General features: G+C 45.0%; 24 protein-coding genes. 15 read left to right on the forward strand and 9 right to left on the reverse strand.

What is annotated here, in order from left to right:
• The 5 genes from UF05_RS20270 to UF05_RS20290 all read left to right on the forward strand — a co-directional run bounded on the left by UF05_RS20270 (window position 1) and on the right by UF05_RS20290 (window position 5,206).
• Window positions 1–1,044: an ABC transporter permease gene (locus UF05_RS20270; RefSeq protein ID WP_025612223.1), complete on the forward strand. Its 1,044-nt coding sequence runs from the start codon at window positions 1–3 to the stop codon at window positions 1,042–1,044.
• A 38-nt stretch (window positions 1,045–1,082) separates the two neighbouring features.
• Complete coding sequence (locus UF05_RS20275) at window positions 1,083–2,909, forward strand: extracellular solute-binding protein (RefSeq protein WP_005458972.1); 1,827 nt, start codon at window positions 1,083–1,085, stop codon at window positions 2,907–2,909.
• 9 nt (window positions 2,910–2,918) lie between these two features.
• The gene (locus UF05_RS20280; protein WP_049878000.1) at window positions 2,919–3,776 is read left to right on the forward strand and encodes an ABC transporter ATP-binding protein; all 858 of its coding nucleotides are present in this window, start codon (window positions 2,919–2,921) and stop codon (window positions 3,774–3,776) included.
• A 36-nt stretch (window positions 3,777–3,812) separates the two neighbouring features.
• Window positions 3,813–4,652, forward strand: a complete 840-nt coding sequence (locus tag UF05_RS20285) for an ABC transporter ATP-binding protein (RefSeq protein ID WP_156147347.1) — start codon at window positions 3,813–3,815, stop codon at window positions 4,650–4,652.
• A gap of 128 nt (window positions 4,653–4,780) precedes the next feature.
• Window positions 4,781–5,206 (forward strand): phosphate-starvation-inducible protein PsiE, encoded by a 426-nt coding sequence (locus UF05_RS20290; RefSeq protein WP_005458957.1) that lies wholly within the window; start codon window positions 4,781–4,783, stop codon window positions 5,204–5,206.
• A 54-nt stretch (window positions 5,207–5,260) separates the two neighbouring features.
• Here UF05_RS20290 and UF05_RS20295 read toward each other — a convergent pair whose 3' ends face one another.
• Entirely contained in the window at window positions 5,261–6,127 is an 867-nt protein-coding gene (locus UF05_RS20295; RefSeq protein WP_015296114.1) for a YicC/YloC family endoribonuclease, read from the reverse strand.
• A gap of 214 nt (window positions 6,128–6,341) precedes the next feature.
• Between UF05_RS20295 and rph the strand changes: the two genes are divergently transcribed.
• Window positions 6,342–7,058 (forward strand): ribonuclease PH, encoded by a 717-nt coding sequence (gene rph / locus UF05_RS20300; protein WP_005459025.1) that lies wholly within the window; start codon window positions 6,342–6,344, stop codon window positions 7,056–7,058.
• 104 nt (window positions 7,059–7,162) lie between these two features.
• Window positions 7,163–7,804 carry an orotate phosphoribosyltransferase gene (gene pyrE / locus UF05_RS20305; RefSeq protein WP_005458955.1) on the forward strand — a complete coding sequence of 214 codons (642 nt, stop codon included), beginning with the start codon at window positions 7,163–7,165 and terminating at the stop codon, window positions 7,802–7,804.
• Between the two features lie 60 nt (window positions 7,805–7,864).
• Here pyrE and UF05_RS20310 read toward each other — a convergent pair whose 3' ends face one another.
• The 3 genes from UF05_RS20310 to coaBC all read right to left on the reverse strand — a co-directional run bounded on the left by UF05_RS20310 (window position 7,865) and on the right by coaBC (window position 10,771).
• Window positions 7,865–8,815, reverse strand: a complete 951-nt coding sequence (locus UF05_RS20310) for a Kdo(2)-lipid IV(A) acyltransferase (RefSeq protein ID WP_005496814.1) — start codon at window positions 8,813–8,815, stop codon at window positions 7,865–7,867.
• Window positions 8,816–8,820: 5 nt separating this feature from the next.
• A complete protein-coding gene (gene slmA / locus UF05_RS20315; RefSeq protein WP_005478760.1) occupies window positions 8,821–9,411 on the reverse strand; it encodes a nucleoid occlusion factor SlmA in 591 nt (196 codons plus the stop codon).
• A gap of 160 nt (window positions 9,412–9,571) precedes the next feature.
• Complete coding sequence (gene coaBC, locus UF05_RS20320; protein WP_020839956.1) at window positions 9,572–10,771, reverse strand: bifunctional phosphopantothenoylcysteine decarboxylase/phosphopantothenate--cysteine ligase CoaBC; 1,200 nt, start codon at window positions 10,769–10,771, stop codon at window positions 9,572–9,574.
• Between the two features lie 184 nt (window positions 10,772–10,955).
• On the opposite strand from coaBC, the gene UF05_RS20325 reads away from it, so the two are divergent.
• From UF05_RS20325 to UF05_RS20355, 7 genes are all read left to right on the forward strand, one after another.
• Complete coding sequence (locus tag UF05_RS20325) at window positions 10,956–12,629, forward strand: methyl-accepting chemotaxis protein (protein WP_045544794.1); 1,674 nt, start codon at window positions 10,956–10,958, stop codon at window positions 12,627–12,629.
• 113 nt (window positions 12,630–12,742) lie between these two features.
• Complete coding sequence (radC, locus tag UF05_RS20330; protein WP_005482037.1) at window positions 12,743–13,417, forward strand: RadC family protein; 675 nt, start codon at window positions 12,743–12,745, stop codon at window positions 13,415–13,417.
• Window positions 13,418–13,720: 303 nt separating this feature from the next.
• The gene (gene rpmB, locus UF05_RS20335; protein WP_005467944.1) at window positions 13,721–13,957 is read left to right on the forward strand and encodes a 50S ribosomal protein L28; all 237 of its coding nucleotides are present in this window, start codon (window positions 13,721–13,723) and stop codon (window positions 13,955–13,957) included.
• Window positions 13,958–13,970: 13 nt separating this feature from the next.
• The gene (gene rpmG, locus UF05_RS20340) at window positions 13,971–14,141 is read left to right on the forward strand and encodes a 50S ribosomal protein L33 (RefSeq protein WP_004410866.1); all 171 of its coding nucleotides are present in this window, start codon (window positions 13,971–13,973) and stop codon (window positions 14,139–14,141) included.
• Window positions 14,142–14,316: 175 nt separating this feature from the next.
• Entirely contained in the window at window positions 14,317–14,793 is a 477-nt protein-coding gene (locus tag UF05_RS20345) for a hypothetical protein (protein ID WP_031818732.1), read from the forward strand.
• A gap of 102 nt (window positions 14,794–14,895) precedes the next feature.
• On the forward strand, window positions 14,896–15,705 hold the full coding sequence (gene mutM, locus UF05_RS20350) for a bifunctional DNA-formamidopyrimidine glycosylase/DNA-(apurinic or apyrimidinic site) lyase (protein ID WP_045544795.1): 810 nt from the start codon (window positions 14,896–14,898) through the stop codon (window positions 15,703–15,705).
• Between the two features lie 109 nt (window positions 15,706–15,814).
• Window positions 15,815–16,513 carry a glycosyltransferase family 25 protein gene (locus UF05_RS20355; protein WP_017449080.1) on the forward strand — a complete coding sequence of 233 codons (699 nt, stop codon included), beginning with the start codon at window positions 15,815–15,817 and terminating at the stop codon, window positions 16,511–16,513.
• Between the two features lie 24 nt (window positions 16,514–16,537).
• Here the strand turns inward: UF05_RS20355 and UF05_RS20360 are convergent, their stop codons facing one another.
• From UF05_RS20360 to UF05_RS20380, 5 genes are read right to left on the reverse strand one after another with little or no spacing between them, the layout of a single operon-like run.
• Window positions 16,538–17,482: a glycosyl transferase family 90 gene (locus UF05_RS20360; RefSeq protein ID WP_024700440.1), complete on the reverse strand. Its 945-nt coding sequence runs from the start codon at window positions 17,480–17,482 to the stop codon at window positions 16,538–16,540.
• Window positions 17,479–17,964 (reverse strand): pantetheine-phosphate adenylyltransferase, encoded by a 486-nt coding sequence (gene coaD, locus UF05_RS20365; protein ID WP_017449082.1) that lies wholly within the window; start codon window positions 17,962–17,964, stop codon window positions 17,479–17,481. The genes UF05_RS20360 and coaD overlap by 4 nt, the downstream gene beginning before the upstream one ends.
• Window positions 17,957–18,760 carry a glycosyltransferase family 2 protein gene (locus tag UF05_RS20370; RefSeq protein ID WP_025525627.1) on the reverse strand — a complete coding sequence of 268 codons (804 nt, stop codon included), beginning with the start codon at window positions 18,758–18,760 and terminating at the stop codon, window positions 17,957–17,959. The genes coaD and UF05_RS20370 overlap by 8 nt, the downstream gene beginning before the upstream one ends.
• Window positions 18,757–19,524 carry a glycosyltransferase family 2 protein gene (locus tag UF05_RS20375; protein ID WP_005481414.1) on the reverse strand — a complete coding sequence of 256 codons (768 nt, stop codon included), beginning with the start codon at window positions 19,522–19,524 and terminating at the stop codon, window positions 18,757–18,759. The genes UF05_RS20370 and UF05_RS20375 overlap by 4 nt, the downstream gene beginning before the upstream one ends.
• 35 nt (window positions 19,525–19,559) lie before the next feature.
• The gene (locus tag UF05_RS20380) at window positions 19,560–20,615 is read right to left on the reverse strand and encodes a glycosyltransferase family 9 protein (RefSeq protein WP_005459672.1); all 1,056 of its coding nucleotides are present in this window, start codon (window positions 20,613–20,615) and stop codon (window positions 19,560–19,562) included.
• 107 nt (window positions 20,616–20,722) lie between these two features.
• On the opposite strand from UF05_RS20380, the gene UF05_RS20385 reads away from it, so the two are divergent.
• Window positions 20,723–21,130 (forward strand): diacylglycerol kinase, encoded by a 408-nt coding sequence (locus tag UF05_RS20385; RefSeq protein ID WP_005459671.1) that lies wholly within the window; start codon window positions 20,723–20,725, stop codon window positions 21,128–21,130.
• Window positions 21,131–21,139: the final 9 nt, after the last annotated feature.

Genomic DNA, 21,139 nt, shown 5'->3' on the forward strand with positions numbered 1-21,139 from the left:
ATGATTAAAGTAAGTCCATTAACTCAAAAGAAAATCCGTCACTTTAAAGAAATTAAACGTGGTTATTGGTCGTTTGTGATCTTATCTATCATGTTGATTCTTTCACTATTTGCCGAGCTGTTAATCAACAGTAAAGCGTTGATGGTGAAGTACGATGGTAGTTACTACTTTCCGGTTATCAGTGACGTTCGTTTAGGTAGCGAGTTTGGTCAAGATTCTTCAAGTGAAGCTGATTACCGAGTTCTCCAACAAGTCTTTGAGGAAGAGGGGGGGGACAACTTTGTGATTCTACCTATCGTTCCTTGGAACCCATACGAACAAGACTTCAGTGGCGATTTCCCTCCGACCGCGCCAAGCGCTGAGAATAAACACTATCTAGGTACTGACGTTATTGGTCGCGATATTTTAGCGCGCTTGGTGTATGGCTTCCGTACTGCGATGGGGTTTGCGTTGTTAACGATGGCGGTGTCCTACGCTATTGGTACCGCTGTAGGCTGTGCCATGGGCTTCTGGGGAGGCAAGTTCGACCTATTTGTCCAACGTTTGATTGAGGTTTGGTCAATGGTGCCGTTCCTGTACGTCATTATGATTTTGGTGTCCATCGTTCAACCGACTTTCACGCTCTTTGTCGCCATCAACGTGTTGTTTGGATGGATGGGGATGACATGGTACATGCGTACCATGACTTATAAAGAATCTGCACGCGAATACGTAATGGCAGCTCGTGCGTTGGGTGCCTCGACAGGCCGAATCCTGTTTAACCATATTCTGCCAAATACCATGGTCATGATTGTTACCTTGGCGCCATTTACTATTGCCGCCAACATCACCGCACTGACAGCGCTTGATTATCTTGGTTTAGGCTTGATGCCACCAACACCAAGCTGGGGTGAGTTACTGCAGCAAGGTAAGTCCAACTTGGACTCGCCATGGATTGTGGCGTCTGTTGTGACTTCCATTGTACTGGTACTAGTGATGGTCACCTTTATCGGTGAAGCGATTCGAGCGGCATTCGACCCGAAAAAATTCACACGCTATGTTTAAGCATGCATTGTGAGCAAAACATAAAAAAGGGAAGTTTTATGAAAAGAATAATTTTAGCGTCCACGCTAAGCGCCCTAAGTTTTGGTGCGATGTCAGCTACGCTACCGACTGACTTAAACTGGCAAACGAACTGGGATGAGCCTCAATATGGCTCTCCTGAAGCAAAGCGTGGCGGGACTTACCGCACTTTCATGTCGAGCTTTCCTCAGACTCTACGCAGTGTTGGTCCTGATGCAAACTCTGGTTTACGTTCTTTCATCTTGGATGAAACGCCAGGGTTGGTGGTTCGCCACCCAGATACGCTTGAATTCATCCCTGAGCTAGCCAATGAGTGGGCATTAGCGGGTGACAATAAAACGGTTTATTTCAAACTGAACCCACAAGCTAAATGGTCGGATGGCAAGCCAGTCACGGCAGACGATTTTGTTTTTATGCTTAAGTTTTACCGCTCGAAAGACATTTTAGAGCCTTGGTACAACGACTATTACAACAAAACGGTTGCTGATGTTATCAAATTTGACGATCACACCTTCGCCGTGAAGGCCGCGAAAGAGCTCAATCCAGAAGAGTTGTTGTTGAGAATGGGGGCGCTACGTCCTCGTCCTGCTCATTTCTATGCGAATCCGAAGAAAGACGAGAACGGTGACGGCATTCATGATGATTTTGTGCGCTACTACAACTTTAAAAGTGAACCAACCACCAGCGCTTATTACTTAGCCGACGTCAAAAAAGGTAAAAGCGTTACCTTTAAGCACGTAGGTGAGGACTGGTGGGGTTATACCAATAAGTACTACGAGAATCGCTATAACGTCGACAAAATTCGTATCACGGTTATCCGCGATAGTGATATTGCGATGAAGCACTTCGAAAAAGGTAAGTTGGACGCATTTGGATTGGTTTTGCCAAGTCTATGGCATGACAAATCCAATACTGCCCCTTATCAAAAGGGTTACATTGAGAAGTTCTGGGGTTACAACCAATATCCAGTTGGTGCTGGTGGCGTGTGGATAAACACGGCCATGCCTCTACTTGATGACTTAAACATTCGCAAAGGGATCACTTACGCGACAGATTTCGACGGCATGATCGAGAATGTTATGCGTGGAGACTACAGCCGTAAACCCAACCCAACGGGCTTTGGGCATGGTAAGTACACGTTGCCAGATGTGAAAGCGCCAAAGTTTGAACCAGAAAAAGCGGCGGCAGCGTTTGAAGCTGCAGGCTTCGATAAGATTGGTTCCGATGGTATTCGCGTGAATGATAAAGGTCAGCGTTTGAGCTTTGAATTGACGTACTCCTCTCCAGTTCATACACCGCGTATTGCTTTCTTACGTGAACAGGCAAAATTGGCAGGGTTGGACATTGAGCTGAAGCTGATTGATGGTTCATCGATGTTCAAGTATGTGCGTGAGAAAAAACACGAACTTGCTTTCTTTGATATGGGGACTTCGGAAATCCCAACTTATTGGGAATACTTCCATTCCGTGAACGCGAACAAACCACAAACGAACTCATTCACTAACTACAGCACGCCAGAGCTAGATGAAAAGATCATTGCGTATCGCTTTAACATGGACATGGATAAGAAGATCCAACTAGGTCATGAGATTCAGCGAGACATTATTGATGCGCACGTGATTGTCACTGGCTACATGGTACCTTACGTTCGTTATGGACACTGGCGTTGGTTGAAATTGCCAGAGAAACCAATGAATCGAATGACAGAAGCGTTGTTCAGTGGCGGAATTATCGGTGATGGCACGTATTGGATCGACAAAGACGTGAAGAAAGAAACCCAGAAAGCGATGAAGTCGGGTAAAACCTTTGAACCGGTTGTTGTCGTTGATGACACGTATAAGCTGTAAGGATGTGTTATGGAAAACGATGTAATTTTGAGTGTAAAAGATCTCGAAGTGGAATTCATCACGGATGATGGCCCGGTAAAAGTACTCCATGGCGTGAACTTTGATGTTCGCGCAGGACGAACGCTCGGTCTCGTTGGTGAATCTGGCAGTGGTAAGAGCGTGACCTCCATGTCCATCATGGGATTGTTGCCAAAGCCTTACGGCAATATTGTTAATGGTGAAGTTAACTACCGAGGTACCAATCTGGTGTCGCTACCAGCGGAAGAAATGTACGCCATGCGCGGCGACCGCATTTCGATCATTTTCCAAGACCCAATGACGGCGTTGAATCCAGTGCATACCATTGGCCGCCAACTGTGCGAAGTGTTGGAATTACACCGTCCTGAGTTAGGTAAAAAAGAGCGCGAATCCTACGCGGTAGAAATGCTGGCTAAAGTGAAAATTCCAATGCCAGAAAAGCGCCTCAACGAATACCCGCACAACCTATCTGGTGGTATGCGCCAGCGCGTGATGATCGCAATGGCACTCGCATGTAAACCAGATATCTTGATTTGTGATGAGCCAACGACGGCATTGGATGTAACGGTACAGGCGTCTATCCTTGAACTAATGAATGAACTTCAAGAAGAAACGGGCATGGCAATGATTTTCATTACCCATGATTTAGGCGTAGTAGCTGAAGTATGTGATGACGTTGCGGTAATGTATGGTGGTCGTATTGTCGAAAAAGCGGAGATTTTTGAGCTGTTTGACAATCCGCAGCACCCTTACACGGAACGTTTGATGGGCTTAATGCCAAGCTTGGACAACGCACCTAAGCAGATGATTGATATCAAACCAATCGATGCCAGCATGTTTGCGAGCTAACTGGTGCAAAGTGAACAAGTCATAAAAGAGGATGTTATGGCCAAAGAAGTATTAAGAATTGAAAATCTTAAGCAGCACTTTGTATCTGGTAAAGGACTGTTTAAGAAGGGCTACACGATCAAAGCTGTAGACGGCGTTTCCTTGTCGGTTTCAGAAGGAGAAACATTGGGACTCGTTGGTGAATCTGGCTGTGGTAAAAGTACCTTAGGACGTACGATTCTAAAATTGTACGAGCCAACGGAAGGTAAGATTTTCTTTGAAGGCAAAGACATCACAAAGTTCTCTGTCAAAGAGATGCGCTCGTTGCGTAAAGACATGCAGATTGTCTTTCAGGACCCAATGGAGTCACTTAACCAGCGTCACACCATTGGTATGATTTTGGAAGAGCCGTATATCATCCATAAAATAGGCACTCCTACAGAGCGTAAACAATGGGTGAAAGAGCTGTTGGTGAAAGTTGGCTTGCCTGAAACGGCTGTGAACCGTTATCCGCACGAATTCTCTGGTGGCCAGCGTCAGCGTATTGGTATTGCTCGTGCGATAGCACTGAAGCCAAAGCTGTTGATTTGTGATGAATCAGTATCTGCACTGGATGTATCGGTTCAGGCGCAAATTCTCAACTTGTTGCTGCAACTTCAACAAGAAATGAACCTTGCCATCATCTTCATCTCTCACGATTTGTCGGTGGTTAAGCATGTCTCCGATAAAGTTGCGGTGATGTACTTTGGTAAAGTGGTGGAAGCGGGGAATGCGAAAGAAATTTACGCGAACCCACAAAACGATTACACCAAGAAACTGCTCTCCGCGATTCCGATTACCCATCCTAAATATCGCAAGAAAAAGCGTTTAGCAGAAAAAAAGCAGCAAGTGGCGTAAGCCGTGCCACCATCGCATTCAAGAAAACACGCTCCGTTAAATAAACGGGGCGTTTTCTTATGTATCCTTTTTTATCTTGCATGCTAAACTCAAAGCTTATCTCTTTGGTTTTGCTTGGATAATTGGCTATGCCATCAAATTTACCTAAATCGTTCAGTCGCCCATTTTTAAAGATGTTCCACATCTTAGAAGCAGTTCTGTTGGTCGCTATTACCTTGGCAACTATTTATGCCATGGCTCAAGAGTTCATTCACGTCTTTGTTGAGAAGCGAGTGCTGTTGACGGACATCTTATTGATGTTCATCTATCTTGAGGTTTTAGCGATGGTGCAGCAGTTTGTGATGAACGGTAAGATCCCCGTTCGCTATCCTATCTATATCGCGATGATGGCCATTGCTCGCTACATCACCTTAGGTATGAAAGAGTTGGATGCCACTTTGGTGGTTTGGCTTTCTATAGCGGCGTTTATCTTGGCGGCAGCGACCTTGGTGATTCGCGTTGGACACCACTATTGGCCGTATGTTGACAACCGAACCTTGGAAAAAGACGAATAAAATAAAGCCCCGCATTAAGCGGGGCTTTCAATATGTAATCTAAATGTTTTTAGATTATTCGATGTTTTGGATCTGTTCGCGCATTTGCTCGATCAGAACTTTCAGTTCAACACCCGACGCAGTGATGTCGGTGCTGATCGATTTAGAAGCGAGCGTGTTTGACTCACGGTTGAATTCTTGCATCATGAAATCCAGACGACGACCAACTGCGCCACCTTTTTTCAGGATGTTGGTCGTTTCTTTCACGTGAGAATCCAGACGATCTAGCTCTTCTGCAACGTCTGACTTTTGCGCTAGCAAGATAAGCTCTTGTTCTACACGAGAAGCATCCAGTTCAATTTTCGCATCTTCAAATTTTGAGAATAGACGTTCACGTTGCCATTCTAGGATTTCAGGCATGCGAGCACGAACTTTCACCACTTCTGCGGTAATCGCGTCTAGGCGTTGTTCGATCAGCGCTTTCATGTTGTCGCCTTCACGGCCACGCGCTTCAATAAATTCACTAATTGCTTCATCAAATGCAGCAAGCAGCTCTTTGTTGACCTCATCCATGTTTTGCTCAGGAGTTTCCATCACACCAGGCCATTGCATGACTTGAAATGGATTGATGCGGCTAAGCTCACCAGTCATGTGCATAACTTGTTCAGCAGCTTTAATCACTTGGGTTGCCAACGCTTCATTGATGCTAAGCTCGGCTTTTGCTGCAGGGTTCGCTTCGAAACGAAGGCTACATTCCACTTTTCCTCGCGCTAGACGTTTACGAAAACGCTCGCGTAGAACTGGTTCTAAAGCTCGGAATTGTTCTGGCATGCGGAAATAGGTTTCTAGGTAACGCTGGTTTACACTGCGGATTTCCCATACCGCTGAGCCCCAATCGCCTTTTACTTCTTTGCGCGCATACGCAGTCATACTGTAAATCATCGAATTTTCCTGTCTTCATTTTTTGAAAATTACCTAGAGAGTGTATCACGGAGCGAGAAGAGGTGCGCGGGCTGTCTTACATCAGTGTCTCGCAAATAGGTTCCCAGGAAATGTTTAGAGGGAGTGAAGCTGTGACCTAGGAATCCGAAATCGATTCCGCTATAATCTTCGCCCAACCAAATCGTCTTCTCCTCATTATTTAAGGTAGATGCCCATGCGTCCAAACGATCGCAAGGCGGATCAAGTTCGCCCAATCAAAATTACTCGTAACTACACGGCTTACGCTGAAGGTTCAGTGTTAGTTGAGTTCGGTAACACCAAAGTGTTGTGTAATGCGACCGTCGAAGAATCAGTGCCACGTTGGTTAAAAGGCCAAGGTAAAGGCTGGGTGACCGCTGAATACGGCATGCTACCTCGTGCGACTCACTCGCGTACTCGCCGTGAAGCGGCAAACGGTAAGCAGGGGGGCCGTACAATGGAAATCCAACGCCTTATCGCGCGTAGCCTACGTGCAGTTGTCGATTTGCAAGCTATGGGCGAATTCATGATCACGGTTGACTGTGATGTAATTCAAGCTGACGGCGGCACACGTACTGCATCAATCAGTGGTGCAAGCGTTGCAATGGCAGATGCATTCCAACACCTTGTCGATAGCGGCAAGCTAAAAGCAAACCCAATGAAAGGTCACGTAGCGGCAGTATCAGTTGGTTTGCTTGGTGATGAAGTGCTGTGTGACCTTGAGTACGTTGAAGATTCAGCCGCAGACACCGACATGAACGTTGTGATGACAGAAGAAGGTAAGATGATTGAGATTCAGGGCACCGCAGAAGGTGAACCGTTCAGTCATGAACAGCTGATGGCATTACTCGAGTCGGCGAAAGTCGGCATTACGGAAATCGTCGCGGCGCAGAAGGCGGCGTTAGCCAATTGATTTAAATAGCTCCCATTATGGGGGCTATTTTTTTATCTCGGGAATAGAGAATTGAATGATTGCCGAGAAGAGATAAAAGAAACCAAGGACATAGAGAGAAAATAATGAAAGCATACCAGCGTGAATTTATTGAGTTTGCACTTGAGAAAGAAGTTCTTAAGTTTGGTGAGTTTACTTTGAAATCTGGCCGTAAAAGCCCGTACTTCTTTAACGCTGGTCTTTTCAATACAGGCCGTGACCTAGCGCGTCTTGGTCGTTTCTACGCGGCAGCACTTGCGGATTCTGGTATCGAATTCGATGTTCTATTCGGCCCTGCATACAAAGGGATTCCAATTGCGACAACTACGGCGGTTGCACTTGCGGATCACCACGATATCGACACGCCTTACTGCTTCAACCGTAAAGAAGCAAAAAATCACGGCGAAGGCGGTAATCTAGTAGGTTCTGCTTTAGAAGGTCGTATCATGCTGGTGGATGACGTGATTACAGCGGGTACCGCGATTCGTGAATCGATGGAAATCATCAAGGCGAATGGTGCAGATCTGGCTGGCGTATTAGTGGCTATCGACCGCCAAGAGAAAGGCAAAGGCGAACTTTCTGCGATTCAGGAAGTTGAGCGCGACTTCGGTTGTGCGGTGATTTCTATCGTGAGTTTGGGTGACTTAATCACTTACCTTGAAGAAAAAGGTAACGCGACCGAGCATCTTGAAGCGGTGAAAGCATACCGCGCGGAATACGGCATCTAATTTCCCACTTTTCGAATTCAATAAAAAAGGTATCCAATTGGATACCTTTTCTTTTGCGATTTATTTGTAGCGAATGCCTTTGGGCTCGTTTTCATCTTGCATGGTTTTGTAGCGTTTGTGCAGCCACATCCATTGCTCAGGTGCTCGCAAAATCACTTCTTCCACGTACTTGTTCATGTAAGCCGCCGCAGCCACTTCATCTTTTTGTGGGTAATCGGCTTCAATGCACTTATCAGCGATGATTTCGTATTTGCCTTCGTCATTGCGGAAACCAGAACCTGGAATGATCGCGCATTTTGAGGTGTAGGCTAAAATGCTGGTGCCGGTTGTTGTACAAGCGTCATCAATGGCAAAAAACGGCACGAAGACCGATTTATTGCGGCCGTAATCGTGGTCAGGTAAGTAGAACAAACGCTCGCCGCTGCGCAGTACGCGAATCATCTTTTTCACATCTTTGCGATCAATCAGTTTGTTGCCGTTGTGCGTGCGCCCCCAATATTGGATGAAGTTGTACGCAGGGTTGTTGTGAGGACGAAATGCGCCGTAACCCGCAACACCTAAAACAGCAAAAGCTCGCGCGGTAATTTCTAAGTTAAGAGCGTGTACACAACACAACAATACGCCTTTACCTTCCGCGCCTTTTTCTTTTAGAGCGTGGATGTCTTTCTCGACAATGAGCGTTTTGAAGCGCCATGTAGGCCAAAACCATGTAATACCGGTTTCGATCAGTGCCATCCCGGTATTCTTGAAGTTTTCTTCCACGATATGTTGCACTTCTTCTGGCGTTTTCGCGGGGAATGCCAGCTCAAGGTTGCGCTTCGCGATATGCACGCGCTTTTTGCCATAGCGCATGCCTAGCTTGCCAAGTGAACGCCCCAAAGACAGTAATAGGCGATAAGGAAGAATATTGACGATGATAGCCAGTAGACCAAACCCAAGCCAAACTCCCCAGTTACGAGGATGGAGAAGGGAAAGAGAAAACTCGGGCTGCGTGTATTTGTCTTTACTCATAATCTCTACTTAATTTGTGCACTGAGTAGTGCCCAATACTCGTCAAAGTTTGCAGTAGGTTGGTACTTGAAATCGCTGCGCACAAAACGGTTCAGGCTGCCTTCAACTTGCCCAAGAATTTGCGCAGCAAGAATGCGCTCTTCTACAGGGAAAGATTTACCTTCACGAATTTTACGCTCACGCAGAATCTGACGTAGTTGGGTTTCGATACGTTCAAACAGCTGGTTGATGCGTTCACGTAGACGTTCGTTTTCAAACATTAAAGCATGACCAGACAGAATACGTGTCAAGCCAGGGTTACGTTCTGAAAATGCAAGAATCAGGTGCATTACCATACGAATACGCTCTAGTGTATCTTTCTCATCATCTAAAATGCGGTTGATGCGAGTCATCAAGGCTTCTTCGATGAACTCAATCAAACCTTCAAACATGCGAGCTTTACTTGGGAAATGACGGTACAACGCGGCTTCGGAGACGCCGACTTGTTTTGCCAATTTTGCCGTAGTAATGCGTGAAGCGCCTTCTGCAGATTCAAGCATTTGTGCTAATGCTTGCAAGATCTCTTCACGACGATTGGATTTTTTACTGCCGGCCATTAGTTACTTCCTTTCAAAATACAAAGTTGAGCGGAGGGGATTATAAGATGCTAAGTCGCATCACACTAGACTGCTGAGGGCGTAATGGGAGATTTAACACCCTCAGTTGTCATGTTTAGACTAAATTTGTGCCAGTTCTTAATTAGAAAATAAGTACGAATTACATCAATTCACGCATTTTCTCGAGGATTTTGAAGCTCAGGGCTTCTTTTGACTCTAGAGCTAATGCAAGCTCACCATCAGGCCAAAATAGGGTGATGGCGTTGTCATTACTATTGAAGCCTTGGCCTTCGACTGACACATCGTTAGCGCAGATCATATTGAGGTTTTTCTTCGCTAACTTTCCTCGGGCATAAGTTTCGACATCGTTGGTTTCTGCTGCAAAACCTACCGTAAATGGGCGCTTGTCAGTCAGTGCTGCGACGGACGCTACAATATCAGGGTTTTTCACCATTTTGATGGTCATCTGATCGTTGTCTGCCGTCTTTTTCAACTTTTGAGACGCAATGGCCTCTGGTCGATAATCCGCTACTGCTGCGCAGCTGATGAACGCATCGTGACTGATGGCTTGAGCCATCACGGCCTCATACATTTCTTGTGCGCTAGACACGTTAATGCGCTCCACTCCCATCGGTGTGCTCAGGTTGACAGGGCCGCTCACTAGCGTGACTTTTGCGCCTAACTGCGCGGCAGCGTTTGCTAGTGCATACCCCATTTTCCCGGAGCTGTGGTTCGTAATGTAACGCACTGGGTCGATGGCTTCTCGCGTTGGGCCTGCTGATATCAAAATGGACTTGCCTTCCAAGACTTTAGGTTGGAAAAACTGTTCACACAGATGCACTAATTGCATTGGTTCGAGCATTCGACCCGGGCCAACATCACCACAGGCTTGTTCACCTGCCGCTGGACCCCAAATGTGCATACCGCGACGAGCTAGAGTCGCAATATTCTCTTGCGTCGCGATGTTGCGATACATCTGTTGATTCATTGCTGGAGATACCGCAACAGGCGAATCCGTTGCCAACACTAACGTCGTCAATAAATCATTGCCCATGCCAGCTGACATACGAGCAATGAGGTCTGCCGTAGCAGGAGCAAGCAGCACTAAATCCGCCCATTTAGCTAACTCGATGTGACCCATTGACGCTTCAGCCGCCGGATCGAGCAAACTATCGGATACTGGTCGTCCTGAGACGGCCTGCATGGTTAACGGAGTAATAAACTCTTTTGCAGCTTTCGTCATGACGACTTGAACTTGTGCCCCTCTCTCTATTAGGCGACGGGTTAGCTCCGCACATTTATACGCGGCAATACCGCCACTGATGCCGAGTAGAATTTTCTTTCCTGCTAGTGTTTGCATGTGAGATCTCCAATTTTTCTGGCAGCGAGTTTAGCATAACGGACTGTTTCAGCACCCAAGCAAATCAAATCCACATCAAACTCCGCGGCATTAGTTACGCAAGTGGAGAAAAAACTCCCGCCTATCTCACAGACAATTTGAGCTGATTTTGCAAGATTGAAAAGAAAAAAGAGGTAGTACAAACATGGTGTTGAAAAGTCGAAACAAATTGCTGCTGATAACCTTAATTCCTCTGTTGTTGATCACGACATTGATCTCTGTGGTGTATTACATCAACAGCAGTAAGAGTTTGGAAGCGGAGCTCGTCCGAGACAGACAGGAGCTGATTGATGCGCGTAAGAAAGAGCTAAAAGCCTACATGATGATGGGTGTAACGGCGATTAAGCCGCTGTATGACTCTGACGTTAATGGCAGTAATAAACAAGCGGCGAAAGAAATCTTAAAAGCGATGCGCTTTGAAAGTGACGGTTACTTTTTCGCGTATGATTCTCAAGGCATCAATACCTTACATGCCATCAAACCGTCGCTGGAAGGTAAAAATCTGTATGACCTTAAAGATGAAAATGGCGTAGCGGTTATTGCTGGCTTGATTGATGCATCGCAAAAAGGTGATGGCTTTTTGTATTTCTCTTGGCACAAACCAACCATCAACGCTCAGGCACCGAAATTGGGTTACGCTGAGTATCTACAAAAATGGGACTGGGTGCTTGGTACTGGGATCTACATTGATGACATCGACCAACAAGTTGCCATGCAGCGTGAATTGCGCACGCAAGAGTTAAATCAACACACTTTATCTGCGGTGACAATCTCGGTGATTGGCCTGATTATTACCAGCATCTTAACCAGTATTGCTGTCTCGAAAGGCATTAAACCACTTCAGCACGTCGCCGATTCTCTCAAAGATGTTGCTGCGGGTGGCGGTGACTTAACTGCGCGTCTAAAAGTGGAAAGTAAAGACGAAGTTGGCGAAGTCGCGGCTGCCTTTAATGAGTTTATGGATAAACTTCACCCACTGATGCAGGACATTCATCGATCTGCTTCTGCCGTTCAAACAGTTTCTGAAGAACTGAATGATCAAACGCGCACAGCGAGCGGTCAAATGCAGAGTCACTGTTTGGAAACGGATAAAGTGGTGACGGCCGTAACAGAGATGAGCATGACGGCAAAAGAAGTCGCAAGCAATACAAATGCCACTGCGCAGGCCATTGACGATGCGAACGATCAGGTGACCGAAGCCCAGCGAGAGGTCGAACAAGCGATTCAAGGCATTACTGAGTTGGTTACAGAGATCAACAGCACATCGGATGCTATCTCTGAGTTGAGTCAGCAAACGGAGCAGATTACCAAAGTATTGGATGTGATTGGCGAGATTGCTGAGCAGACCAACTTATTGGCGCTCAATGCGGCAATTGAAGCCGCGCGAGCGGGCGAGCAAGGGCGTGGATTTGCAGTGGTGGCCGATGAAGTGCGTTCACTAGCGAGCCGTACGCAAAATAGCACTCATGAAATTGGCGATATGCTTAAACAGCTACAAAGTGGTGTATCTCGAGCCGTCACGACCATGTCCGCCAGTCAAGAACGCGGCGTGAAAACGGCTGAAGAGTCTGCGCTAATTCAACAGTCTTTGTCTGGTGTCCACCATTCTATTGGTACAATTCGAGATATGGGAATTCAAACCGCATCAGCGGCAGAAGAACAAAGTGCGGTGGCGGAAGACATCAACCAGAACTTGGTGGCGATTCAACAGATCGTCAACAACATCAATGACACCTTGCAATACGCAGAAACGATCAGCACTCAGTTGTCACAATCCGGCACGGAAATTCACGATCTGGTCGGCAACTTTAAACTCTGATGAACCATTAAATTGCACATAAAATCAGTGTGGAACGAAGAAAGCGAAAGTCACCCTCGACTTTCGCTTTCTGTTTTGTGGAATAGGGATTCTTACCTTCAAAGAGAGTTCCGATGATACTCAAAGCTTTGCCAAATGAGTCGATGCCACGAGAGAAACTTCTGCAACGTGGGCCGCAGGCGTTAACCGATGCCGAATTACTGGCGATATTCCTCCGCACGGGCACGCAAGGCATGAACGTGATTGAGTTGGCCGATTTTCTTATTCAAGATTTTGGTTCGCTTAGGCAGCTGTTCTCTGCTTCAGAACAAGAGTTTTGTCAGCATAAAGGGTTAGGGCAGGCCAAATATGTGCAATTGCAAGCGGTGTTAGAAATGACTCAGCGATATTTGGCGGAAACCCTCAAGCGTGGCGACGCCTTAACCAGCCCTGAGCAAACTAAATTGTATCTCTCCTCTATATTAAGAGACCGCCAAAGAGAGGCTTTTTACATTCTTTTCCTCGATAACCAACACCGAGTAATAAAAGATGAGATTTTATTCGAAGGAACCTTGGATGCTGCATCAGTTTACCCTAGAGAAGTAGTAAAAAGAGCCCTGCACCACAACGCGGCTGCTTTGATTTTGGCGCATAACCACCCGTCCGGTGTCGCCGAGCCAAGCCAGGCAGACCGCAGGATTACAAGGCGATTAATTGATGCGTTGGCGCTGGTGGATATTCGTATTTTGGACCATTTCGTTATTGGCGATGGGGAAAGTGTCTCTTTTGCTGAAAGAGGATGGATATAACTGTGCGTTTTTTAGGTTGTTAGTTGCTAAAAATCTGCTATCATCCTCGCCACTAAATTTTTAACTGAATTCAGCTTGGACTGCTAGAAAAAACCTGCTGTCTAAAAAAAGATCACGAAAACCTGTAAAAAGGATCTGTTCGGGTCTTGAGCAATGCATATCAAGTTAGTATAATGCGCGACCTTTGATAGCCTTGTATGGATTTTCCATAGCGGTTCTTAACCTCTAACTTCTTTTCGAGAGATAGAGAGGTTCGGCCACCAAGGTTGATATCGAGCTGAAACGATTTTGGAGAAGACATTCATGTCACGAGTATGCCAAGTAACTGGTAAGCGTCCAGTAACGGGTAACAACCGTTCACACGCACGAAATGCTACTAAGCGTCGTTTTCTGCCGAACCTACAAACTCATCGTTTCTGGGTAGAGAGCGAAAAACGTTTTGTTAAACTACGCCTTACTGCAAAAGGTATGCGCATCATCGACAAGAAAGGTATCGATACTGTTCTTGCTGATATCCGTGCACGTGGCGAAAACGTTTAAGAGGAAATAGGCAATGGCAAAGAAAGGCGTTCGTGAGAAAATCCGTCTAGTATCTTCAGCAGGTACAGGCCACTTCTACACAACTGATAAGAACAAGCGTAACATGCCAGGCAAATTTGAGATCAAGAAATTTGATCCAGTTGTACGCCAGCACGTTATGTACAAAGAAGCTAAAATCAAATAATTGGTTTTGTCTCTTTGACGATTTGAAAAACCCAACTTTCGAGTTGGGTTTTTTATTATCTGAAATCCTCACTATTCCTTCAAATCCACCTTCACCATGTTTACATGCTGATGCTCTAGTCAATTCCTGTAACCTTTGTTAGTTTGTCACTAGAACTAAGATAGTAGGAACCGTTATGCGTATTAGTCCGACTCGCCGTCGCCGTTGGAACAATATTCTAATATTGGGCATTATCGCGTTTATCGTGATCTTAAATGCGCCGATGTGGATCAAAACGTACTTGTTGTCAGAGAACGTTGATCCTTATCCGCATTTACTTCGAACTGATCATTCGGTTAGCGCTATTTATTCCAATAGTCTTGAATTGGAGTTTCGCGATGGGCGATGGCATGCGAATACAGATGTTCCTTTCCCTCTATCTGAACTTATTGCTCGCTGGCAAGCGCTCGAAGGTACGGAGTTATCTGCGCAGCAATACGACACTCTTAAAGATAAGTTAGGCACACCGGAAACCATCGAAGTCTGGTATCAAGGTTTGGAAGAGCCACAACGTATCACCTTCTACCGCCTTGACGATTTTTGGCTATTTAAAAATTGGCAAGACAAGTGGATCGCGATTTCTGTTGATAGCAATTACATCATGCCTAAGTGATAGGTGGTCAATAACCTCGTAGGTAAGCAGTGTTTACGCTTGTACTTTTCGATTATGCTAACTGCCTTTCAGTAAGGCTTTGAGTGTTTTAAGGAGAATTAAATGCCTGAATTACCAGAAGTTGAAGTAAGCCGGATGGGTATTAGTCCACATATGGTTGGACAAACGATTAAGGCATTTGTTTTTCGCACACCCAAACTGCGCTGGGATATCCCGCAAGAGCTGAAATTGCTTGAAGGGCAAGTGATTCGAGCTATTCACCGCCGCGCAAAGTATTTGCTCATAGAAACGGATACAGGGACTGCCATTGTGCACCTTGGAATGTCCGGCTCGTTACGTGTGTTGGATGCTGATTTTCCTGCGGCTAAGCACGATCATGTCGATCTCAAACTTACAAATGGTAAAGTGCTGCGTTATAACGACCCTCGACGCTTTGGTGCTTGGCTATGGTGCGCTCCTGGTGAGTCACATGCGGTACTTGAGCATATGGGACCAGAGCCTCTAACTGATACGTTTAATAGCGAGTACATTGCTGATAAAGCGCAAGGTAAGCGTGTCGCGGTAAAGCAGTTTATCATGGACAACAAAGTCGTGGTCGGTGTGGGGAATATTTACGCCAATGAATCTCTGTTTAAATCTCGTATTCTCCCAACCCGACAAGCAGGTCAAGTGACGCCCCAAGAATGGGTACTGTTAGTGGAAAACATCAAAGCCACGCTAAAAATTGCCATTAACCAAGGTGGTACGACTTTAAAAGACTTCGCTCAAGCCGATGGCAAGCCGGGTTATTTTGCTCAAGAACTTTTAGTGTATGGAAAAGCGGGTGAGCCTTGCCCAGAATGTGGAGAGCCGCTTCAAGAGCTAAAAATTGGCCAACGTAATACCTTCTTCTGTAATGAGTGTCAGAAGTAATCGGCTTGCAGAGTTATTGATAGTTCTCGCTCAACAATGAGTATCCTTGCTAATAATTATTGGGGTAGATACTATACTGAGCTGCACTAAATCAGCTGAGGGTTTAACGGTGGAACTAAGCAGTAATACACCATTGAAAGTGTTTGTTATTACAACTGGAAATGAAGAGCGAGTAAATCGCATTCAAAATTACCTAAAGGGTATCGATTTTGAATTTGTTTACTCAGATTCTTATGATGATCTTCTTAAGCTAGAGAAAGAGTATGAAAGTTACTCTCATAAGTTTCGCCAAAAAGCGATCATGGCTGGAGAGATTGGTTGCTTTAAGACACACTCTCAAGCATGGGAATTGATTGTTGCGTCAGGAACGCCTGCGATTGTTATTGAAGACAATATTGAGTTCATCGGTGAAGCATCAAGATTACTTGCTGATGACGTACTAGCTTATATCCAAAGTTGTGGCTTAGTGAACTTTACTAACTTCTGCTACATTTTAGACCCAGAAAAACCTTTTAAAATATCAGATGTAAAAGAAAAGAAGCCGTTTCCAACCGTGTGCTATGGCATTACACCATTAAGAGCTAGAGATCTATTAAGCAGCATGAAAAAAACGGCTTATGCTGTGCCAATTGACAAGTGGTTATCGATTCCAAAATTAAGTGGTTGTTATGGTTACATCAGCCCAATAGTGGTAGCGAAAAGAGAAGATAACCTGACTAGCATTGCTAATAAACGTAAGGGGAAAAAGACTTTTAATCCCCTTAATATGATTCAGCGTGTTATCAATAAAGTTAAGTACAATTACTAGTTGTTTCAGGGTTACCTAATAGATTTAGGTAACCCTTCTTGTTTCTGCAAGATTAAAATACTTCTCTGCGACTAATAGGGAAATCAACCTTTCTCTTTTAGTATCTTTAAATTGCTCAACCCATTGATGAGCATTCTGTATAATTTTTTCTGCCTTGTCAGGGTGTTCCAAGTAGTAGTCCATTTTTTCATCTAGGTCAGAAAAATCATCTTTGACTTGAACAAAGTGCACACCCGCTTTTAATTTCCCTTCCATAAACCATGTTTCGTAGCGCAGTTTAGGGGTAAAGCACAAAGAATTGGAGGACATGATCCACTTAAGATTAGTTGCGACGTCCATTCCCTCCAAGCTTAGAATGAATTTGTACTCAAGTTGTTCTGAGATACTCATTGAAGGGGTCACGTAGCTCAGTTGTTCTGGATCTTTATCCTGCGTATCCACTCGACCGATGTTGCAGCGAGGATTATGGAAATGACAAGAAAGTAGTTTTCTTCGATTTGGTCGAAATCCCGTCCCACGCCATACAATCATGTCTTTTTTAGTTTGGTACGGCTTGTCTTTATCCACAAAAAAGTAGTGTCTAACGGCGTTTAGTTTTAGTAGGACCGAGTTGGTGTTCTCTCCTTCAATAGGTCGACTTTTTAAAAAACTCGGCTCGTTTGGTACATCAATGACATCGCCATTGACATATTTGAAGACGGCCTTTTTAGGGAAGCATTTAATAACCTTCAACAGATCATAGTAATAAGCGCTGCCGCCCGTTTTTTTAAAGTCTTTTACTTTCGTAAGATCTGGAGGAGTCAGTTCGAAGCTCGTGGTATGTTTATTGTAGTAATTAACTCGTTCACGCAAGTACTCTTCATCATAGCTTGGAGCCCGTGCTAACAGTTTTTTTGCGGAATAACGAAACAAAAAAGAAGGTAAATAAGCGAGTATTCCGTTAGATAAGTAATACTTTAACTTTTTCATGCTGAACGTAGTTTTTCTAAGATGGCTGTGTTTACAGGATTCGGAACGAATTGGGCGACATTTCCGCCATGAATTGCTACTTCTCTTACTATTGTTGAGGACAAGAACGCGAACTCTTCTGAAGGGGTAAGAAAAATACTTTCTAGTCCGGGTAGTAACTTACGGTACATGCTCGTCAAACCAAACTCGTACTCAAAGTCCATTGTTGTGCGAAGCCCTCTGATTAGGATCGAGGCTTGTTGTTCTTTGGCGAAATCCACAAGTAAACCACTAAAGCCGACAACGTTGACATTGCTTAAGTGTTGACAGCATTGGTGGACCAGGTCTACACGCTCATCCAACGAGAACATGGTGTTTTTCGAAGGGCTAGCTGCAACTCCAATTGTTACTGAGTCGAACATTTTTGCTGTACGTTCGATTAAATCTAGATGGCCATTAGTAATTGGATCAAAAGTTCCAGGATAGATCACCTTTTTATTCATAGCTGCAATCCTCTGAAATAAACTGGTCAACACCGTTTTCACAACGCTTAAGCTTGTTTTTAATGGTTTTCTCTAAGATTTCATCGTTTTGGCCCAATGACGCGCGAGAGTTTTCTACGTGGTACAAGTGGTAGCCTACACCTGCGAATTTTAGGTACAGACGTGATTTGCCCGCATTCAACATGCGATGAACAAACTCGCTGTCTTCGCGTCCCCATCCAACAAAATCTTGGTTGAAGCCATTCACCTCGATGACATCTTGTCGCCAAAACGCCATGTTACAGCCGCGAGTTGCTTTATCGTTGTTGCGTTCGTATGAGAACCAGTTCGATAGCAGTGAGTTTGTGATGCAGTTCTTGCGGTTGCGGATCCCTTTGCTAAACACCGAAGGAACCAATCCGTTTTCCATAATTTCACGGCTGCACACTTCGTCAGTCAGAACTCGACCGCCTTGAACAAACCAATTTGGTTTTGCCACGCGTTTGTGGGATTCGATAAAAGTTTGCGACAACACCATATCGCCATCGACCATGATTAGGTAGTCACCTGATGCTTTAGCGATTGCACGGTTACGGCTCATGGAAAGCTGGAAGCCATTATCCTCGTGCCAACTATGAATCAGTGGAACCGGAAAACCTTCACGCATTTGGTCAACCGTTGCTTTGGTGTCTTCTCGAGAACCATCATCTGCAACAATCACTTCGTCAGGCAAAACGGTTTGACGTTTCACGCTTTCTAACACCGCTTTTAATGCTTCTTTCCAGTTATAAGTGGTGATTATTAAAGTCGTTTTCATGATTTCTTTGCCTGTTCACGTAAGTAAAGATCAATGTATTTCACAAAGGTAGAGTGCATGCTAAGCCACGCCAGAATAAAGCCATGTTTACCGTCAAGAAAGCCTCTCTTGAGGATGTACATTTTTAAAAAACTGGCAAGAGCATGAACAATTGCAGTGGTTAAGCCGGATTTCTTTTTACCTTCACGCTCATCCGTCCAGGCCTTGAGGTAACCAGTGGTTTTATTGATGTAATGATGAAGATGCTCGTAAGTGTAGTGATGCAATCGACCATCTAACTTTTCAGTCTGATAGCTTTTCTCATCGACTTTTTCATGCACGAGTGAATCGTTGTAGTGCGTATATTCAGTGCGATACAAGCGAACAATCCAATCTGGAGACCAGCCAGAATGGTAGATGAACTTTCCGAATGCCGAGCTAAGTCGATTTAGTTTATACAAAACGTTCGGCTTATCTGCTGAAACAGCCTGTAAAATGCTTGCTTTTAGCTCAGGAGTAACCTGTTCATCGGCATCTAACCACAATACGTAGTCGGCCGTAACATATTGCTGCGCAAGTTGGCGTTGTTTTCCAAACCCCGGCCAGTCTAAGTTGGTATAGAACTTATCGGTGTATTGTCGGGCAATTTCTTCAGTGCGGTCGGTACTGCCCGAGTCGAGGATGACAATCTCATCAACCCAACCTTTTACGGTGTCTAGACAAGCTTTTAAATGCTTCTCTTCATTTTTGACGATTAAGGCAACGGCTAAAGTTGGCTTGGACAAATTGACTTCCTTCTTAACAAATCTATACAGGGAGTTTACTGGTATTGCGGGTACAAATCTTCTACGACTTGATTGAACATTGTAATCACTTGCTTGCTTGTGATGCGATTCATTGCTTTTTCATCTTTCGCACGAGTTCTCCAGCTTAGTTGTTGGCTGGTTTTTCCTGTTTCAGCCAAGATGACTTCCTCATAAACTGAGACGGCATACTGTAGATAGCGATATGGGCCCACTCGAACCGGATTATGGTGGGCATATAAACCAATGATCGGTGTGTTCATGGCGCTTGCCATGTGAGCTGGCCCGGTATCAGGCGCGATGACCATGTCTACTTTGTCAATCAGAGCCAGCATTTGCAGGATTGAGCTTTGCCCAACTAAATTTAGACATGGCTCTTCCAGTCGAGATTGAATGGCATCTGCCAAATCCAGTTCGACTTGAGCTGGGCTGCCAGCCAGAATTACATTCCAACCTTTCGCCCTCGCATGGTGGATGACGTCTATGTACCCTTCAGCATTCCAGTTTTTATATGCTTTACTGGCTCCTGGCACAATCAGTAGGTTGGGTTTGTCGCAAGAAACATGACTCTCTGCCCACTCTTGGTCTTGTGTGGAGTAGGAAAGTGCCCAGTCTAACTCATTGTTAGGGATGCCAATTTGATGAGCAAATGCCATCAAACCATCCGCCACGTGCAGAGATTGTGGTGAGGGAACTTTGACATTAGTGAATAGTGTTTGAAAATCTTGGCTTCTGTCAGATGAAAAACCAAGTTTGTATTTTGCCTTAATGCCCAAAGTCGCGACGCTCGCTCGAATCGCATATTGCATATGTAACAGAGCATCAAATTCTCGGCCCTTTAATTGTTTCCACAAGGCTTTATAGCCATCTAAACCAGCCTTTTTATCGAATACAATGACTTCGACCCCCTCAATCGCCGCTAGCAACTGAGCTTCTAACTTGCCAGTAATCCAAGTTATTTGCGTGGTTGGCCACTGTTTCTGGATTGCTTGCACAGTAGCGATGGTATTACACACATCTCCAATAGCGGATAAACGCAAGATGCATAATGACGACGGGGCAGAAGTGAACATAATTATTGTCTGACTAGATGAATAGAGGCAGGTAAATTATGCAGACATCCCGAATAAATGTAAAATACACGGCTCCAATATAACGAAGTACCGATAAGTGTTCTGCAATGTCAAAGACAACACCGCATCAATCGCAAGAATCTGGAAAGCCAGGCAATACTGGGGTAAAGCGCATTATCAAAGCGACAGGTTATTCTATACAGGGATTAAAAGCCGCTTTTAAACATGAAGCTGCTGTTCGACAAGAGCTCGCTTTGCTAAGCATTGCTGTGATTTTGGCGTGCGTGGTTGATGTCGGGATGATAGAGCGCATCTTATTGATTGGTGTCGTGGTATTAGTTCTGATTGTCGAACTGATTAACTCCGCGATAGAAGCAGTGGTGGATCGCATTGGTGTTGAACGCCATGAATTAAGTGGCCGCGCTAAAGATATAGGATCGGCAGCCGTTATGGTTGCGTTGGCGTTCGCAGCTTTTACTTGGCTATACATATTGGCCAGTCGCTACCTAGGCTAGAGGTTACAA

It is taken from the genome of Vibrio sp. S457-15 (assembly GCF_000960545.1).
Lineage (GTDB): Bacteria > Pseudomonadota > Gammaproteobacteria > Enterobacterales > Vibrionaceae > Vibrio > Vibrio parahaemolyticus.